17 protein-coding genes are annotated in these 16,465 nt (G+C 63.4%); 15 read left to right on the top strand and 2 right to left on the bottom strand.

All coding sequences use genetic code 11. The features are described 5' to 3' along the window. Nucleotides 1-8: 8 nt before the first annotated feature. The 8 genes from CUJ91_RS13440 (at nucleotide 9) to cysM (ending at nucleotide 7,443) form a co-directional block, all read left to right on the top strand. Nucleotides 9-332: an integration host factor subunit beta gene (locus CUJ91_RS13440; RefSeq protein ID WP_006050255.1), complete on the top strand. Its 324-nt coding sequence runs from the start codon at nucleotides 9-11 to the stop codon at nucleotides 330-332. A gap of 382 nt (nucleotides 333-714) precedes the next feature. Beyond that, nucleotides 715-1,008, top strand: coding sequence for a LapA family protein (locus tag CUJ91_RS13435; protein ID WP_029967902.1), 294 nt, complete (start codon nucleotides 715-717; stop codon nucleotides 1,006-1,008). A 70-nt stretch (nucleotides 1,009-1,078) separates the two neighbouring features. Then, entirely contained in the window at nucleotides 1,079-2,254 is a 1,176-nt protein-coding gene (lapB, locus tag CUJ91_RS13430; protein WP_006050257.1) for a lipopolysaccharide assembly protein LapB, read from the top strand. A 68-nt stretch (nucleotides 2,255-2,322) separates the two neighbouring features. Beyond that, nucleotides 2,323-3,726, top strand: a complete 1,404-nt coding sequence (locus CUJ91_RS13425) for a UDP-glucose dehydrogenase family protein (RefSeq protein WP_029967901.1) — start codon at nucleotides 2,323-2,325, stop codon at nucleotides 3,724-3,726. Continuing rightward, nucleotides 3,692-4,705: a D-glycero-beta-D-manno-heptose-7-phosphate kinase gene (gene rfaE1 / locus CUJ91_RS13420; RefSeq protein ID WP_114156364.1), complete on the top strand. Its 1,014-nt coding sequence runs from the start codon at nucleotides 3,692-3,694 to the stop codon at nucleotides 4,703-4,705. The genes CUJ91_RS13425 and rfaE1 overlap by 35 nt, the downstream gene beginning before the upstream one ends. A gap of 141 nt (nucleotides 4,706-4,846) precedes the next feature. After that, nucleotides 4,847-5,839: an ADP-glyceromanno-heptose 6-epimerase gene (gene rfaD / locus CUJ91_RS13415; RefSeq protein WP_114156363.1), complete on the top strand. Its 993-nt coding sequence runs from the start codon at nucleotides 4,847-4,849 to the stop codon at nucleotides 5,837-5,839. A gap of 76 nt (nucleotides 5,840-5,915) precedes the next feature. Beyond that, nucleotides 5,916-6,281, top strand: a complete 366-nt coding sequence (locus CUJ91_RS13410) for a ComEA family DNA-binding protein (protein WP_029967894.1) — start codon at nucleotides 5,916-5,918, stop codon at nucleotides 6,279-6,281. 259 nt (nucleotides 6,282-6,540) lie between these two features. Continuing rightward, nucleotides 6,541-7,443 (top strand): cysteine synthase CysM, encoded by a 903-nt coding sequence (cysM, locus tag CUJ91_RS13405; RefSeq protein WP_006050262.1) that lies wholly within the window; start codon nucleotides 6,541-6,543, stop codon nucleotides 7,441-7,443. Between the two features lie 132 nt (nucleotides 7,444-7,575). Here cysM and mltB read toward each other — a convergent pair whose 3' ends face one another. Then, nucleotides 7,576-8,748: a lytic murein transglycosylase B gene (gene mltB / locus CUJ91_RS13400; RefSeq protein ID WP_208716128.1), complete on the bottom strand. Its 1,173-nt coding sequence runs from the start codon at nucleotides 8,746-8,748 to the stop codon at nucleotides 7,576-7,578. A 313-nt stretch (nucleotides 8,749-9,061) separates the two neighbouring features. On the opposite strand from mltB, the gene CUJ91_RS13395 reads away from it, so the two are divergent. Further along, nucleotides 9,062-9,985, top strand: coding sequence for a histone deacetylase family protein (locus CUJ91_RS13395; protein WP_114156361.1), 924 nt, complete (start codon nucleotides 9,062-9,064; stop codon nucleotides 9,983-9,985). Between the two features lie 13 nt (nucleotides 9,986-9,998). Next, nucleotides 9,999-10,799, top strand: a complete 801-nt coding sequence (locus tag CUJ91_RS13390) for an enoyl-CoA hydratase (RefSeq protein ID WP_114156360.1) — start codon at nucleotides 9,999-10,001, stop codon at nucleotides 10,797-10,799. 10 nt (nucleotides 10,800-10,809) lie between these two features. Here CUJ91_RS13390 and CUJ91_RS13385 read toward each other — a convergent pair whose 3' ends face one another. Next, nucleotides 10,810-11,742 (bottom strand): alpha/beta hydrolase, encoded by a 933-nt coding sequence (locus tag CUJ91_RS13385; protein WP_208716126.1) that lies wholly within the window; start codon nucleotides 11,740-11,742, stop codon nucleotides 10,810-10,812. A gap of 240 nt (nucleotides 11,743-11,982) precedes the next feature. On the opposite strand from CUJ91_RS13385, the gene CUJ91_RS13380 reads away from it, so the two are divergent. The 5 genes from CUJ91_RS13380 (at nucleotide 11,983) to CUJ91_RS13360 (ending at nucleotide 16,417) form a co-directional block, all read left to right on the top strand. After that, on the top strand, nucleotides 11,983-13,017 hold the full coding sequence (locus tag CUJ91_RS13380; RefSeq protein WP_006050267.1) for a methionine ABC transporter ATP-binding protein: 1,035 nt from the start codon (nucleotides 11,983-11,985) through the stop codon (nucleotides 13,015-13,017). Further along, on the top strand, nucleotides 13,007-13,660 hold the full coding sequence (locus CUJ91_RS13375) for a methionine ABC transporter permease (protein ID WP_006050268.1): 654 nt from the start codon (nucleotides 13,007-13,009) through the stop codon (nucleotides 13,658-13,660). The genes CUJ91_RS13380 and CUJ91_RS13375 overlap by 11 nt, the downstream gene beginning before the upstream one ends. Nucleotides 13,661-13,675: 15 nt before the next feature. Next, nucleotides 13,676-14,473 (top strand): MetQ/NlpA family ABC transporter substrate-binding protein, encoded by a 798-nt coding sequence (locus tag CUJ91_RS13370; protein ID WP_114156359.1) that lies wholly within the window; start codon nucleotides 13,676-13,678, stop codon nucleotides 14,471-14,473. Nucleotides 14,474-14,710: 237 nt separating this feature from the next. Beyond that, nucleotides 14,711-15,460 (top strand): electron transfer flavoprotein subunit beta/FixA family protein, encoded by a 750-nt coding sequence (locus CUJ91_RS13365; RefSeq protein WP_029967885.1) that lies wholly within the window; start codon nucleotides 14,711-14,713, stop codon nucleotides 15,458-15,460. A 21-nt stretch (nucleotides 15,461-15,481) separates the two neighbouring features. Next, the gene (locus tag CUJ91_RS13360; protein WP_107706412.1) at nucleotides 15,482-16,417 is read left to right on the top strand and encodes an electron transfer flavoprotein subunit alpha/FixB family protein; all 936 of its coding nucleotides are present in this window, start codon (nucleotides 15,482-15,484) and stop codon (nucleotides 16,415-16,417) included. The last annotated feature ends 48 nt before the right edge of the window (nucleotides 16,418-16,465 follow it).

Here is a 16,465-nt window from a genome sequence, read left to right as displayed (position 1 = left end):
GCTGCAGTATGACCAAATCGGAATTGGTCGCCCAACTGGCTACGCGTTTTCCGCAACTTGTATTGAAAGATGCGGATTTCGCGGTCAAGACGATGCTCGATGCGATGTCTGAGGCGCTTGCCAAAGGTCACCGCATCGAAATTCGAGGTTTCGGCAGCTTTGGCCTGAACCGCCGTCCTTCCCGCGTCGGGCGCAATCCGAAGTCGGGCGAAAAAGTGCTGGTGCCTGAGAAGTACGTACCGCATTTCAAGCCGGGCAAGGAGTTGCGTGAGCGGGTCGATCGTCGTGCGGGCGAGCCGTTGAAGGCCGAAGAGCCGGATGACGATCTGTAAAAGACCGCTCTGTGCGCGTTATGCACTCTGCAGCGGTCGGCAAAAGACCAGAAAAAGCGCCTTTAGGCGCTTTTTTTTCGCCCAGGCGCTTTGTCGACACGCAGGCATGTACTCCACTAACGGCGCCCCGAGCCGCGCTATCAGTCGCGCTCGAAACCGCGCTTCCGGCGAGCCGCGCTTTTACTCCAGCTTCCTGTCCCGCTCCCAGCCGCATTTCGCATCGCGTTTCGCCGGCACATTCTGTAAGCCCGCGATCCGCCAGTTCCTGCCCAGCCGCGAGGGCTTCAATTACAATACGGGTCACTTCGGCGCGGGCAAACACCGTGGCGCGACGCGTCATCAAGCCGGCGTCACCCCGCAACTGCCGTCAAGAGATCTATTCATGAAATTTATCGTCTGGCTGATCCGTGTACTGGTGTTCGTGCTGCTGCTGGTGCTCGCACTCTCCAATACACAACCCGCTACGCTGAATTTCCTCGCGGGTTACGCCTGGTCGGCACCGCTCATCCTGATCGGCCTCGCGTTTTTCGCGGTCGGGCTTGTCGCCGGCCTCGTTTCGTCGATGCCGGCCGTGGTCCGCCTCCGCATGGAAAACGGCCGCTTGAAGCGCGAGTTGCGGGTGGCTCGCGAGGCGCCGGTGGTTGTCGAACAGCCGCCCATGCCGCCGTTGATCTGATTGTGCCGTTCGCCGCGCGCCCCGTGCGCGGCATCCCGTTCCCGCCTTCCGGCTCATTTGCATTCATCGCATGGATCTAGACTTCTGGTGGCTGCTCGTCATTCCCGTCGCTTTCGCGTTCGGCTGGATGGCTGCGCGCTACGACCTCAAGACGCTGCTGTCAGAAAGCGCCAATCTGCCGCGTTCCTATTTCCGCGGCCTCAATTTCCTGCTCAACGAGCAGCCGGACCAGGCAATCGACGCGTTTATCGAAGTCGTCAAGCTCGATCCCGAAACGGTCGAATTGCATTTCGCGCTCGGCAACCTGTTCCGCCGCCGCGGCGAGACGGATCGCGCGATACGCGTGCATCAGAATCTTCTCAGCCGCGCCGATCTGCCGGTCAGTGAGCGCGATCACGCGCTGTTCGAACTCGGGCAGGACTTCCTGAAGGCCGGTCTGCTGGACCGCGCGGAAGAAACCTTCCGTTCGCTCGAAACCGGCGACTACGCGTTGGGCGCGCAGCGTGCGCTCCTCACCATCTACGAAATCGAGAAGGACTGGATCAAGTCGATCGACACCGCCCGGCATCTCGAAACGATGGGCGCCGAGTCGCTGGACAAGGAAATCGCGCAGTTCCATTGCGAGCTCGCGCAGGAAGCGCTGCAACATCAGAAGCCCGACGAAGCGCGCCGCCAGCTAGGCTTCGCGCTGAAGGCGAACCCCGGCAACGTGCGCGCCACGATTCTGTTCGGCGATGTCGACGCAGCCGGCGGCGCGCAGGAAGCCGCGATCGCGCAATGGCGGCGCGTGGAGGAGCAGAATCCGGCGTATCTGCCGCTCGTCGCCGAAAAGCTGATGAAGGCCTATGAAGCGCTCGGCCGCGCGCAGGAAGGCGCCGATCTGCTCACCACGTGGGTTGACCGCTATCCGAGCAACGATCTGCTCGACGTCGCCTATCAGCACGTCGCGTCGTTGCGCGGGCCGGACGCCGCGCACGCGCTGGCCCGTTCGCAGATGCAGAAGTCGCCGAATCTCGCCGGCATGACGCGCCTGCTCGAGGCGCAGCAGGCTGTCGCGGAAGAGCCGCGGCGCAGCGAGCTCGAGTTGATGCGCACGCTGATCCGCCAGCGCACCAAAAATCTGCCGCGCTATACGTGCCAGAATTGCGGTTTCAGGGCGCGGCTTTTCTACTGGCAGTGTCCCGGCTGCAGCGGTTGGGAAACCTACGCGCCGCGCCGGGTCGAGCCGATCACTGCGTCGAACTGAGGTCGTCCGCGGCTTCGGCAGCGTGTTCATGACCGGGATCATCACCGGAACTTTCAACCGGAAAGCGTATGAAAATCACCATTATCGGCACTGGCTATGTGGGCCTCGTCACGGGCGCATGTCTCGCTGAAATCGGCAACGACGTCTTCTGTCTCGACGTCGATCCGCGCAAGATCGAAATCCTCAACAACGGTGGCGTGCCGATCCACGAGCCGGGCCTGCAGGAAATCATCGCGCGCACGCGCGCGGCCGGGCGCATCACGTTTTCGACGGACATCGAGGCGAGCGTCGCACACGGCGACGTGCAGTTCATCGCGGTAGGCACGCCGCCCGACGAAGACGGCTCGGCGGATCTGCAATACGTGCTCGAAGCGGCGCGCAATATCGGCCGCACAATGAACGGCTTCAAGGTGATCGTCGATAAGTCGACGGTGCCGGTCGGCACCGCGCAGCGCGTGCGCGCGGTCGTCGAAGAAGAGCTCGCGAAGCGCGGGCTCGCGGGCAGCGAAAAGCATCGCTTCTCGGTCGTGTCGAATCCCGAGTTTCTGAAGGAGGGCGCGGCGGTGGACGACTTCATGCGGCCCGACCGCATCGTGCTCGGCAGCGACGAAGACCAGGCCGGCCAGCGCGCGCGCGAACTGATGAAGCGCCTCTACGCGCCGTTTAACCGCAACCACGAACGCACGCTCTACATGGACGTGCGCTCGGCCGAATTCACGAAATACGCGGCCAACGCGATGCTGGCCACGCGCATCTCGTTCATGAACGAAATGTCGAATCTCGCGGACCGCGTCGGCGCCGACATCGAGGCGGTGCGCCGCGGCATCGGCTCCGATCCGCGTATCGGCTATCACTTTCTGTACGCCGGCTGCGGCTACGGCGGCTCGTGCTTCCCGAAAGACGTGCAGGCGTTGATCCGCACCGCGAGCGAAGAGGGCCACAATCTGCGCATTCTCGAAGCCGTCGAGGAAGTGAACGACAAGCAGAAAGACGTGCTCGTGCAGAAGATCACGCACAAGTGGGGCAACGATCTGGCCGGCCGCACGTTCGCCGTCTGGGGCCTCGCGTTCAAGCCGAATACCGACGACATGCGCGAAGCGCCGAGCCGTCGCGTGATCGCCGAGCTTCTCGCGCGCGGCGCGCAGGTGCGCGCGTACGATCCGGTGGCCGTGACCGAAGCCCGCCGCGTCTTCGCGATGGATCTGCACGACGCGCCCGACCAGCTCGCGCGTCTCACGTTCACGAGCACGCAGGACGAAACGCTCACGAACGCCGATGCGCTTGTGGTCGTCACCGAATGGAAGGAGTTCAAGAGCCCGGACTTCGTGCATCTGAAATCGGTGCTGAAGTCGCCGGTCATTTTCGACGGCCGCAATCTGTACGAGCCGGATGCGATGAACGAACTCGGCATCGACTATCACTCGATTGGACGCCCCTATGCCCAACCCACTGAACTTGCGACCGATGTCTGAGGCGCGGCCCGGCTCCATCACACCATCGCCGTCGTTGTCGCCGGCACTGACGGTGGTGCCGCGCGCGCAACTCGCGGCCGCGCGCGTGCTTGTCGTCGGCGACGTGATGCTCGATCGCTATTGGTTCGGCGACGTCAATCGCATCTCGCCGGAAGCACCGGTGCCGGTCGTGCACGTGCAGCGCCAGGAAGACCGCCTCGGCGGCGCGGCCAACGTCGCGCGCAATGCGGCGGCGCTCGGCGCGCAAGCGGGCCTGCTGTGCGTCGTCGGACATGACGAGCCCGGCGAGCGCATCGTGCAGTTGCTCGGCGAGAGCGGCGTGAATCCGCATCTGGAACGCGACCCCGCGCTGCTCACGACGATCAAGCTGCGCGTGCTGTCGCGTCAACAGCAGTTGCTGCGTGTCGATTTCGAGAACTCGCCGGCGCACGAGGTGCTGCTTGCAAGCCTCGCGCGCTTCGACGAATTGCTGCCCGCGCACGACGTGATCCTGATGTCCGATTACGCGAAGGGCGGGCTCACGCACGTCACGCAGATGATCGCGAGAGCGCATGCCGCGGGCAAGCCTGTGCTGGTCGATCCGAAGGGCGACGACTGGGAGCGTTATCGCGGCGCCACGCTCATCACGCCGAATCGCGCGGAGTTGCGCGAGGTGGTCGGCCAGTGGAAGTCGGAAGAAGACCTGATCGAGCGCGTGAACAAACTGCGCGCGGATCTGCAGTTCAAGGCGCTGTTGCTCACGCGTTCGGAAGAAGGCATGACGCTCTTCTCCGACGACGGCATCCTGCATGCATCGGCCGTCGCGCGCGAAGTGTATGATGTTTCGGGCGCGGGCGACACCGTGATCGCGACGCTCGCGGCCATGCTGGGCGCGGGTCTCACGCTGGTCGAAGCAGTCGGTCTAGCCAATCGCGCGGCCGGCATCGTGGTCGGCAAACTGGGCACGGCCACCGTCGACTACGACGAACTCTTTCACTGACGCGGCCCGCCCGATCCTGCACCGCAAGCCGACGGCAGCGCGCAAGAAGGATCGGCGGAACGCCAACCAGACCTGCCGATCGAGGCCGGCGTCTCGTCGTCCGCTTCGATCCTACACAAGGCTCATTACCGCGGGACCATCATGACTCTCATCGTCACCGGCGCGGCCGGCTTTATCGGCAGCAACCTCGTGAAAGCGCTCAACGAGCGCGGCGAACAACGCATCATCGCCGTCGACAATCTGACGCGCGCCGACAAGTTCAAGAATCTGGTCGACTGCGAAATCGACGACTATCTGGATAAGACCGAATTCGTCGAGCGCTTCAAGCGCGGCGACTTCGGCAAAGTGCGCGCGATCTTCCACGAAGGCGCCTGTTCGGACACGATGGAAACCGACGGCCGCTACATGATGGACAACAACTTCCGCTACAGCCGCGACGTGCTCGACGTGTGCCTCGCGCAGAACATCCAGTTCCTGTACGCGTCGTCGGCGGCAACGTATGGCGGCTCGAGCCGTTTCGTCGAAGAACGCGAAGTCGAGCAGCCGCTGAACGTGTACGGTTATTCGAAGTTTCTGTTCGACCAGGTGATCCGCCGCGTGCTGCCCACCGCGAGAAGCCAGATCGCCGGCTTTCGCTATTTCAACGTCTACGGTCCGCGCGAAACGCATAAGGCGCGCATGGCGTCGGTAGCGTTTCACAACTTCAACCAGTTCCGCGCCGAGGGCAAGGTCAAGCTGTTCGGCGAATACAACGGCTATGCCGCGGGCGAGCAGACGCGCGATTTCGTCTCGGTGGAAGACGTGGTCAAGGTGAACCTGTTCTTCTTCGACCACCCGGACAAATCGGGCATCTTCAATCTGGGCAGCGGACGCGCGCAGCCGTTCAACGACATCGCGAGCACGGTCGTTAATACCTTGCGCGCGCTGAACAACGAGCCGCCGCTGTCGCTCGCCGACCAGGTGCAGCGCGGCCTGATCGAATACATTCCGTTCCCCGACGCATTGCGCGGCAAGTATCAGTGCTTCACGCAGGCGGATCAGTCGAAGCTGCGCGCGGCTGGCTACGATGCGCCGTTTCTGAGCGTGCAGGAAGGTGTCGACCGATACGTACGTTGGCTATTCGGCCAGGTGTAAATAGTTCGGATACCTGTTTAAACTGGAATCTCCCGGTTGGTGATGTCGCCGACCGGTTGTACAAGGGAGATTCCATATGTTTCGAAAAATTCTGGTTACCGCGGCCATGCTCGCCGCTTTCGGCCACGCGTATGCGTCGGTTGACGTCAACACGGCTAACGAGGACGCGCTGCGCGGCGTCAAGGGCATCGGTCCTGCCAAAGCGAAAGCCATTCTCGAAGAGCGCGCCGCACATGGTCCGTTCAAGGACCCGACCGACCTCGGCAAGCGCGTCAAGGGCATGGGCGGGCATACCGTCGAGCGCCTGCAGGCGGAGGGTCTCGCTGTCGGTCCGGCTGGCGCGGCTGCTGGCCCGCAGGTTGCGGCGTCTTCACAGAACAAGGGCGCGGCCGTTGCGGCCAATACGCCGAAAGGCGGCGCTACCGTGGCGGTGAAGAAATAGCCTGACAGCCTGACGCGGGATCGCGCGCGGCGTGTGTAGCCGCGCGCGATTCGCCATCGTTGTCCTTCATGGTCGGAGCCGGCAACGCCGCTCCTTAAGCTGTCATTCGCATGACTGGCTCCCGCGGTACTCAGCCGCGGGTTTTTTGCGTGGGCGCTGCGTGCATCCATGCGCGCAGAAGGGCCGCGCGGCAGCGGCGGGCACCGTGGTTTAGAATCGATGGATTGAGACTCCGCGCATCGACAGCACCTGAACCGATATGGCTTACAAAACGATTGAAGACACGATCGGCAATACGCCGCTCGTGCAACTCGTCCGGCTCACCGACGACGAGATCCGCAGCCGCAATAACGTGGTGCTCGCCAAGCTCGAGGGCAACAATCCCGCCGGCTCGGTGAAGGACCGCCCGGCGTTGTCGATGATCAAGAAAGCGGAAGCGCGCGGCCGTATCAAACCGGGCGACACGCTGATCGAATCGACGAGCGGCAACACCGGCATCGCACTCGCGATGGCCGCGGCGATCCGCGGCTACAAGATGGTGCTGATCATGCCGGAAGATCTGTCGGTCGAGCGCCGTCAGAGCATGGCGGCGTATGGCGCGCAAATCATCCTCACGCCGGTCACGGGCGGCATGGAGTACGCGCGCGATCTCGCCGAACAGATGCAGCGCGACGGCAAGGGCATCATCCTCGATCAGTTCGCGAACCCGGACAATCCGGCGTCGCACGTCGAAGGCACGGGCCCCGAAATCTGGCGCGATACCGAAGGGCGCATCACCCACTTCGTTTCGTCGATGGGGACGACCGGCACGATCATGGGCGTGTCCACGTATCTGAAGCAGCAGAACCAGGCAATCGAGATTATCGGCGCGCAGCCGGAGGAAGGTTCGCGCATTCCAGGCATCCGCAAATGGCCGGAAGCGTATCTGCCGAAAATTTTCGACCGCAGCCGCGTGGATCGCGTCGAGAACGTGAGCCAGGCGGCAGCCGAGGCAATGGCCCGGCGTCTTGCATCGGTGGAAGGGATTTTCGCGGGCATCTCGTCGGGCGGCGCGTGCGAAGTCGCGTTGCGCGTCGCGCGGCAAGTCGAGAACGCGACCATCGTGTTTATCGTCTGCGATCGCGGCGACCGTTATTTGTCGACGGGCGTGTTTCCGGCGTAAGGCGGCAATACGGACGCGGCTGTTGGCAGCCTTGCTGCTTGCGGACAAAGAAAAAGCGCCTGCCGGCGCTTTTTTCTTTTCCATCACATCACATGCGAAGCGCTCCGACAGCGCGCCTCGCGTTGCATGGTGTCATTGCGAAGCGTCGCTCGCCGGCGCCGCGTTATCGACGGAATTGCCGTTGGAATTTCCGTTGGCATTGCCGCCGTCGCTCGCTTCCATCTGCGACTTGATGCGCTGCCCCAACTGATAAACCGCGAGCGCATAAAAGAAGCTGCGGTTATAGCGCGTCAGCACATAGAAGTTCCTCAGGCCCAGCATGTATTCCGTGCCGCGTCCCGGCGAGGGCAGGTCGACCACCGTAACCGGCGTTGCCACTTCGGAAGAGATATTCACGTTCGGCTCATTGAGCACGAGCCCGGCGCGCAACAACTGGTCGAGCGGCCAATGCGGTTCCGGCGCGCCGTCGGCGGCCGCTTGCGCGACGCCGAGGCTGCCCGCATCGCTACCGATCTTCCACACGACCGGCCGGCCGTTCTCCCAGCCGTTCTTGCGCAGATAGTTGGCGACGCTGCCGATTGCATCCGCCTGGCTCGTGCGCAGGTCGATGTCCTTGTGGCCATCGTAGCTGACCGCATACTGCACGATGCTGCTCGGCAGAAATTGCGGAATGCCGATCGCGCCGGTGTAGGAGCCGAGCACCGTGCTCGGATCGATCTGCGAATCGCGCGTCCACACCAGGTAGTCTTCGAGATTCTTGCGGAAGGTCGCCTGGCGGTCCGCGCGATTCGACGTGTTCGGGTAATCGAAACTGAGCGTGGTCAATGCGTCGAGCACGCGGAAGTTGCCCATGAAACGCCCGTAAATCGTCTCCACGCCGAGAATGCCGACGATCACTTCCGGCGGCACGCCGAACTCTTCATACGCGCGCTGCAGCGTGGCCCGATTCGCGCGCCAGAAACGGATGCCGGCGTTGATGCGGATCTGATCGAGAAAGCGCGACTGGTACACGCGCCAGTTTTTCACCGCGGCTGACGGCGACGGCGTGACCAGCTTCACCGCGGTCGCCGAATAGCTGACGCCGGCGAACAGCGAATGCAGCGCCGCTTCGTCGAAATCGTAGCGCGCCGCCATGTCGTTGATGAACGCATCGACATTCGCGTTGTTCGCGTAACGCTGCGGAATAATTTCTTCCTCAAACGTTTGCCCTTGCGGAACGGCGGTTTGCGGCTGCGCCTGAGCGACAAGTACGGGCGGTTTTTTGCCGGTGCTCTGCGCGAGAGCCGGAGTGGTTGCCATGAACATGCACGATGCGGTGGAGAGTGCGGCGGCGATGGTTCGGATGCTGAGCCGGTTTCGTGCAGACAGAGCAAGCTTGACGGTCATAGTGAGCTGGGGGCGCAGAGCGAAAGGACAAAGACGGGAGGAAAACGGAACGGGCAGTATACCCGAGGCCTCTTGCGAAACTGTGCCGGACACGTCACAGCGGCGTGATGCCGAACGACGCGTCATCGCTGCGTCGTGTGGTAACTTCATGAATGTTGGCGCGCCGTGGGCGCGCGCCCCTGGACGGAGACACGCCGCGCACGCTGCCAGCGCTGCGCTGCAGAAAAGAATCATGGCAACAGGTTTCTATTCCCACGCCGACTGTCTGCTGCACGATATGGGGCAATGGCATCCCGAATGCCCCGCACGGCTGCAGGCCATCGAAGATCAATTGATCGCGAGCCGCATCGACGCGTTGATCGAACGCGAATCGCCGCCGCTCGCCGACGAAGCGGCGCTGCTGCGCGTGCATACGCAGGCGCACATCGACTACATCCGTAGCTGTTCGCCTGCCGAGGGCCGCGCCGAGATCGACCCCGACACGTCGATGAACCAGCACACCTTGCAGGCAGCGTTACGCGCAGCCGGCGCGGCGGTGGCCGCTACCGACGCGGTCATCGAAGGCCGCTTCGACAACGCTTTTTGCAGCGTGCGCCCGCCGGGCCATCACGCCGAGCCGGCGCGTGCAATGGGCTTCTGCTTCTTCAACAACGTCGCCATCGCCGCGCGTCATGCGCTCGAGGTGCACGGCTTGCAGCGCGTTGCGATCATCGACTTCGACGTGCATCACGGCAACGGCACCGAGGCGGCGTTTTCCGGCGACCCGCGCGTGCTGATGTGCAGCATCTTCCAGCATCCGTTCTATCCGTTCACGGGCGCCGACAATCAGGCGCCCAACATGTGCAATGTGCCGATGCCCGCGCGCTCGAAAGGCATGGCCGTGCGCGAGGCGGTGGACATGCTGTGGCTGCCGCGGCTGAACGACTTCAAGCCGGAGATGCTGTTCATTTCCGCGGGCTTCGACGCGCATCGCGAAGACGACCTCGGCAACATGGGCCTCGTCGAAGACGACTACGTGTGGATTACCGAGCAGATGCGCGACGTCGCGAAACGCTATGCGAACGGACGGATCGTGAGTTGTCTCGAAGGCGGCTACAACCTGTCCGCGCTCGGGCGCAGCGTGGTTGCCCACGTGCGCGCGCTGGCCGAAATCTGAGGAGCAGCAAGCCATGAACGAGGATGCACGCAGCGCTTCGCTAGTGGAGACGGAAGCCGGCGCGTACGGCGTACCCGGCGTCGTGCGTCTGACGATGAACCGGCCCGACGCTTTCAACGCGCTCTCCGAAGGCATGCTCGACGCGTTGCAGGACGCGCTGAACGAAGTCGCGCGATCGGAGGCGCGCGTGGTCGTGATCGCCGGCGCGGGGCGCGCGTTCTGCGCGGGACATGATCTGAAGGAAATGCGCGCGGCGCCGTCGCTCGCGTATTACCAGGCGCTGTTCGCCCGCTGCACGAAACTCATGATGACGATCCAGCGCTTGCCGCAGCCGGTGATCGCGCGAGTGCATGGCATCGCGACGGCGGCGGGCTGCCAGCTCGTCGCGATGTGCGATCTCGCCGTGGCTTCCGATACCGCGCGTTTCGCTGTGTCGGGCGTGAATCTCGGGCTCTTTTGCGCGACGCCGTCGGTGCCGCTGTCGCGCAATCTGTCGCGCAAGGCGGCGCTCGAAATGCTGTTGACCGGCGATTTCATCGACGCCGCCGAGGCGAAGCAGCAGGGCCTCGTCAATCGCGTCGTGCCGCTGGACTCGCTCGACGCGGAAGTGGCGCGGCTTGCCACCAGCATCTGCGCGAAACCGGTCGAGGCGGTCAGCGCCGGCAAGGGTCTCTTCTACCGGCAACTGGAAATGGGCATCGAGGCCGCGTATCAACTCGCGGGCCAGACGATGGCCTGCAACATGATGGACGACTCCGCGCTCGAGGGCGTGCAGGCGTTCATCGACAAACGCCCGCCTGACTGGAAGCGCTAAGTCCTAAGCCTTAATGCGCCCGCTGCGCGCGCTGAAGAACCCACTCGATCAGTTCGCCGATCACGCGATCGCGGTCGAGATCGTTCATCGTCTCGTGATAGCCCGCTTCGTATAGCCGGAGCGTCTTGTCCGGCGAGCCGGCGTGCTCGCCGAACGCGCGGCTGCCTTCGGGCTCCGTGAGTTTATCGGCGGTGCCGTGATAGACGAGAAGCGGCAGACGCAGTCCCGCGCGTCCGCGTTCGATCCGCGCCATCGCGAGCAGCAACTCCGCGCCGGTGCGCGCCGGAATCGCCGCATGATGCACGAGCGGGTCGCTGCGATTGGCGTCCACGACGGATTGCACCCGAGACAGCAGCGCGGCGTCGATTTTCATCGCCGGAAAGCCTGGCCAGACGCGGCTGATAACCTGACTCAGCGCGAGCATCCAGCCCGGCACGTCGCGGCCAGGCGCGAGCGCGGGGCTCGACAGGATCAGACCGCTCAGATTGGCGCGGCTGCCTGTTGCTTGCGAGGCGGCGCTGGCGCGCTCGATTGCGTAGAGCGCGGCGATAGCGCCGCCCATGCTATGGCCCATCAGGAACAGCGGCGTCTCGGTCCGCACAGTGCGCGCCGCGGCGTCGAGCAACGCCTGCGCATCCAGCAGGTAATCGTCGAATCGTTCGACATAGGCGCGCTTGCCCGGCGCGCGGCCGTGACCGCGCAACTCGATCGCCAGCAGTTCGATCCCGGCTGCATTGAGCCGCGCGGCCAGCGCCGAATAGCGGCCCGCATGCTCGGCGAGTCCGTGAATCAGCGCAATGCTCGCGCGCGGCGCTTCGCGGGTTGGCCAACGGTAGAGCGGCAGTTCGAGGCCATCCGACGTGGGGGCGGTCGAGCGCACCGGCTCCGCGCTGTCTGCGCCGGTTTCAACGTGAGTGGCGAACGGCTGTTGCGAGGTCTCCATGGCGCGCGTCCGTGAATTGGGGTTCGCGCGATCATAGACCGTCGCCTCTGGCGTCAGCGGAAATGGGCGGCGGGTCCGTCCTCTAATATCTAACAGTTATGAAAAGATCGTAATTGATTATTAAAGGGAATGCCCCGGGCGCGGTAGAATCGCGGGCTCAAATTCCCAATAAAAGTAACGGCGGCCGCTTGGCCGGGGAGCGCACGACGCTCGTCGGCAAACCCGCCGTTTCGTTTTTCCATGATCGAAATACGCAATATCTCTCAGCGGTTCGCGGGGCCCCGGGGCTGGGTCGAGGCGCTGCACAACGTCAATCTGTCGATTCCGGCGGGCGAGGTGTTCGGCATCATCGGCCGCAGCGGCGCGGGCAAGAGCACGCTGGTCCGCACGATCAACCTGCTGACGCGTCCGACCGAAGGCAACATCGTCGTCGACGGCCGCGATCTGACCACGCTGCCCGCCGCGCAATTGCGCGAAGCGCGCCGCGAGATCGGCATGATCTTCCAGCACTTCAATTTGCTGTCGTCGCGCACGGTGTTCGAGAACGTCGCGTTGCCGCTCGAGCTTGCCGGCATGAAGCGCGACGAGATCGAGGCGAACGTGTTGCCGCTGCTGGAGCTCGTGGGCCTGTCCGCGCAGAAGGACCGCTACCCGGCGCAGATCAGCGGCGGGCAGAAGCAGCGCGTCGGCATCGCGCGCGCGTTGGCAAGCAAGCCGAAGGTGCTGCTTTCCGACGAAGCGACGTCCGCGCTCGATCCCGAAACCACCCGCTCGATTCTCGATCTGCTCAAGCGCATCAACCGCGAACTGAACCTGACCGTCGTGCTGATCACGCATCAGATGGATGTGATCAAGCAGGTGTGCGATCGCGTCGCCGTGCTCGACGCGGGCCGTGTCGTCGAACAGGGCAAGGTGATCGACGTGTTTCTCCAGCCGCATCACGAAGTCACGCGCGCGCTGATCGGCGACGTGATCGCGCAGGAACTGCCGCCCGCGATGAAGGCGCGCGTCGCCGAACGTCTGAAGACGGGCAGTGGTCACTTGCTGCGCCTCGCGTTCACGGGTTCGGGCGTCGATCAGCCGATTCTCTCGGAGACGATTCGCCGCTACGAACTCGACTTCAACATCCTGCACGGCCAGATCGACGAGATTCAGGGGCAGGCGTTCGGCTCGCTCGCGGTGCTCGCGGGCGGCGAACCGGCGAAGGTGGCGCAGGCGCTCGCGTATCTGCGCGAACAGGGTGTGGTGGTGGAGGAGCTCTCGTATGTTGAGTGAAATGTTCGATATGTTCGTCCAGTCGTTCTGGGAAACGCTCGTGATGGTGGGCATTTCCGGACTGGTCGGCGCGTTGGTGGGCTTGCCGCTCGGCGTGCTGCTGTATCTTACGGACCGTCAGGGCGTGTTGCAGAACGTCGCGGTGAATCGCGTCGTCGGCATGGTCGTGAATGCGGTGCGCTCGACGCCGTTCATCATCCTGCTCGTGGCGGTGATTCCGTTCACGCGCCTCGTGGTCGGATCGTCGATCGGCACGGCCGCGGCCGTGGTGCCGCTGACGATTGCCGCGGCGCCGTTCATCGCGCGTCTCGTCGAAACGGCGCTGCGCGAAGTCGATCGCGGGCTGATCGAAGCCGCTCAGGCGATGGGCGCGACCACCAGCCAGATCGTCTTCAAGGTGCTGTTGCCGGAATCGCTGCCGGGCGTCGTGGCCGGCTTGACCATCACGTTTGTCTCGCTGGTCGGTTATTCGGCGATGGCCGGTGCGATCGGCGGCGGCGGTCTTGGCGACCTCGGCATTCGCTACGGGTATCAGCGGTTTCTGCCGGAAGTCATGTTGACGGTCGTCGTGATTCTTATCGTGTTCGTGCAGTTGGTGCAGTCGTTCGGGGATTGGCTCGTGCGTCGTCTGAGCCATAAATAAATCAAAAGGTCCATCATGCAACGTCGTTTCATACTCAAGCTGGTCGCGGCATTCGGTGCCGCGTCGCTGTTCGCCGCGAATGCGGCCCACGCTGAAGACACCATCAAGGTCGGCGTGACCGGCGGTCCGCACGCGCAGATCATGGAAGTCGTGAAGAGCGTCGCGGCAAGGAACGGTCTGAACATCAAGGTCGTCGAGTTCTCCGACTACGTGCAGCCGAACGCGGCGCTCGCGGGCGGCGATCTGGACGCCAACAGCTATCAGCACGATCCGTATTTGCAGGCGCAGGTCAAGGACCGCGGCTACAAGCTGATTCGCGTCGCCGATACGGTCACGTACCCGATGGGCATCTACTCGAAGAAGGTGAAGTCGCTGGCCGAACTGCCGCAAGGCGCGAAGATCGCGGTGCCGAACGATCCGACCAACGGCGGCCGCGCCTTGCTGCTGCTGCAAAAGCAGGGGCTGCTGAAGCTGCGTGCCGAAGCGGGCCTGAAGGCGACGCCGCTCGACATCGTCGAAAATCCGAAGAAGCTGAAGATTGTCGAACTGGACGCTGCGCAGATTCCGCGCTCGCTCAACGACGTGGACGCCGCTGCGATCAACACCAACTTCGCGATGGAAGCCGGCCTCAAGCCGAAGCAGGATGCGATCGCGATCGAAGACCCGAAGGGTCCGTACGTGAACGTCATCGCGATCCGCGAGGCCGACAAGAACAAGCCGTGGGTCGCCAAGCTCGTGGCCGCTTACCATTCGCCGGAAGTGAAGCAGTTTGTCGACAGCAAATTCGGCGGTTCGGTGGTCACGGCCTGGTGATCTGAAGCCGTCAGATACCGCGTGACCAGCCGGCGATATGAAAATTAGAGTCGTAAATCGGAACCCGGGGTTGTCACCCGGGTTTTTTCGCGATTAAAATAGAACGACCGTTCGATATTGCCGTCACGCCGCTGGGGAGCGATATCCTCCTGCTAGAGCGCCCGCGACAAAGCTGCCACGAGGGCAGTCGTTATAATGTTCGTTGGGTTGACGTATTCGTAACTTTGGAGCGTGTGCATGAAAATCCTGGTGCCAGTCAAGAGAGTGGTCGACTACAACGTGAAGGTCCGGGTCAAGTCGGACGGCACGGGCGTCGACATCGCGAACGTGAAGATGTCGATGAATCCGTTCGACGAAATCGCGGTTGAAGAGGCGGTGCGTCTGCGCGAAGCGGGCGTGGCGACCGAGGTGATCGCCGTGTCGGCGGGCGCGACGCAATCGCAGGAAACGCTGCGCACGGCGCTCGCCATCGGCGCGGATCGCGCGATCCTGATCGAGTCGAACGAAGAATTGCAGCCGCTGGCGGTCGCGAAGCTGCTGAAGGCGCTCGTCGACAAAGAACAGCCGCAACTGGTGATTCTCGGCAAGCAGGCTATCGACGATGACTCCAACCAGACCGGCCAGATGCTCGCCGCGCTGGCTGGATTGCCGCAGGCGACGTTTGCGTCGAAGGTTGTCGTCGCTGACGGCAAGGCGACCGTGTCGCGCGAAGTCGACGGCGGCGCGGAAACGCTGTCGCTCACATTGCCCGCTGTCATCACGACCGATCTGCGCCTGAACGAGCCGCGCTACGTGACGCTGCCGAACATCATGAAGGCGAAGAAAAAGCCGCTGGAAGTCGTCAAGCCCGAAGACCTCGGCGTCGATGTCACGCCGCGTCTGAAGACGCTGAAGGTCGTCGAGCCGCCGAAGCGCTCCGCCGGCGTGAAGGTGCCGGACGTGAAGACGCTGGTCGAGAAGCTGAAGACCGAAGCCAAGGTGCTTTAAGGAACGCGGGAGACAGGGCAAATGACGAATCTTGTAATAGCAGAACACGACAACGCATCGATCAAGGCCGCGACGCTGCACACCATTGCAGCCGCGCAAAAGATCGGTGGTGACATTCACGTACTGGTAGCAGGCCAAAACGCGCAGGCCGCAGCGGACGCAGCCGCGAAGATCGCGGGCGTTTCGAAAGTGCTGCTGGCCGACGCGCCGCAACTCGCCGAAGGACTCGCGGAAAACGTCGAGGCGACGGTGCTGAACATCGCGAAGGACTACTCGCATATCCTCGCGCCGGCTACCGCTTACGGCAAGAACATCGCGCCGCGTATCGCCGCCAAGCTCGACGTCGCGCAGATCAGCGACATCACGGCGGTCGATTCCGCTGACACTTTCGAGCGTCCGATTTACGCGGGCAATGCAATTGCGACGGTGCAATCGGCCGATCCGATCAAGGTCATCACGGTCCGCACCACCGGCTTCGACGCAGTGGCGGCTGAAGGCGGCAACGCATCGGTGGAAAAAATCGAAGCGGCGGCAGACGCGGGCATCTCGCAGTTCGTGAGCCGCGAAGTGACGAAGCTCGACCGTCCGGAACTGACGTCGGCGAAGATCATCGTTTCAGGTGGCCGCGGTCTCGGCAACGGCGAGAACTACACGAAGGTGCTCGAGCCGCTCGCCGACAAGCTGAACGCGGCGCTGGGCGCATCGCGCGCGGCGGTCGACGCCGGCTTCGTGCCGAACGACTATCAGGTCGGGCAGACCGGCAAGATCGTCGCGCCGCAACTGTATGTGGCCGTCGGCATTTCCGGCGCGATCCAGCATCTGGCCGGCATGAAGGACAGCAAAGTGATCGTCGCGATCAACAAAGACCCGGAAGCGCCGATTTTCAGCGTCGCCGATTATGGTCTCGTCGGCGATCTGTTCACGCTTGTGCCGGAACTCGTGAGCGAACTCGGCTGAGCGTGTTAGCGCCATATAAAGCCATCTGCAAAGCCGTTTAACGGCGTT

The sequence above is a fragment of the Paraburkholderia graminis genome, from assembly GCF_003330785.1.
In the GTDB taxonomy this organism is placed as follows: Bacteria; Pseudomonadota; Gammaproteobacteria; order Burkholderiales; family Burkholderiaceae; genus Paraburkholderia; species Paraburkholderia graminis.
Note: the sequence above shows the minus strand (reverse complement) of the source record. Positions and strands in the feature narration are given on the sequence as shown.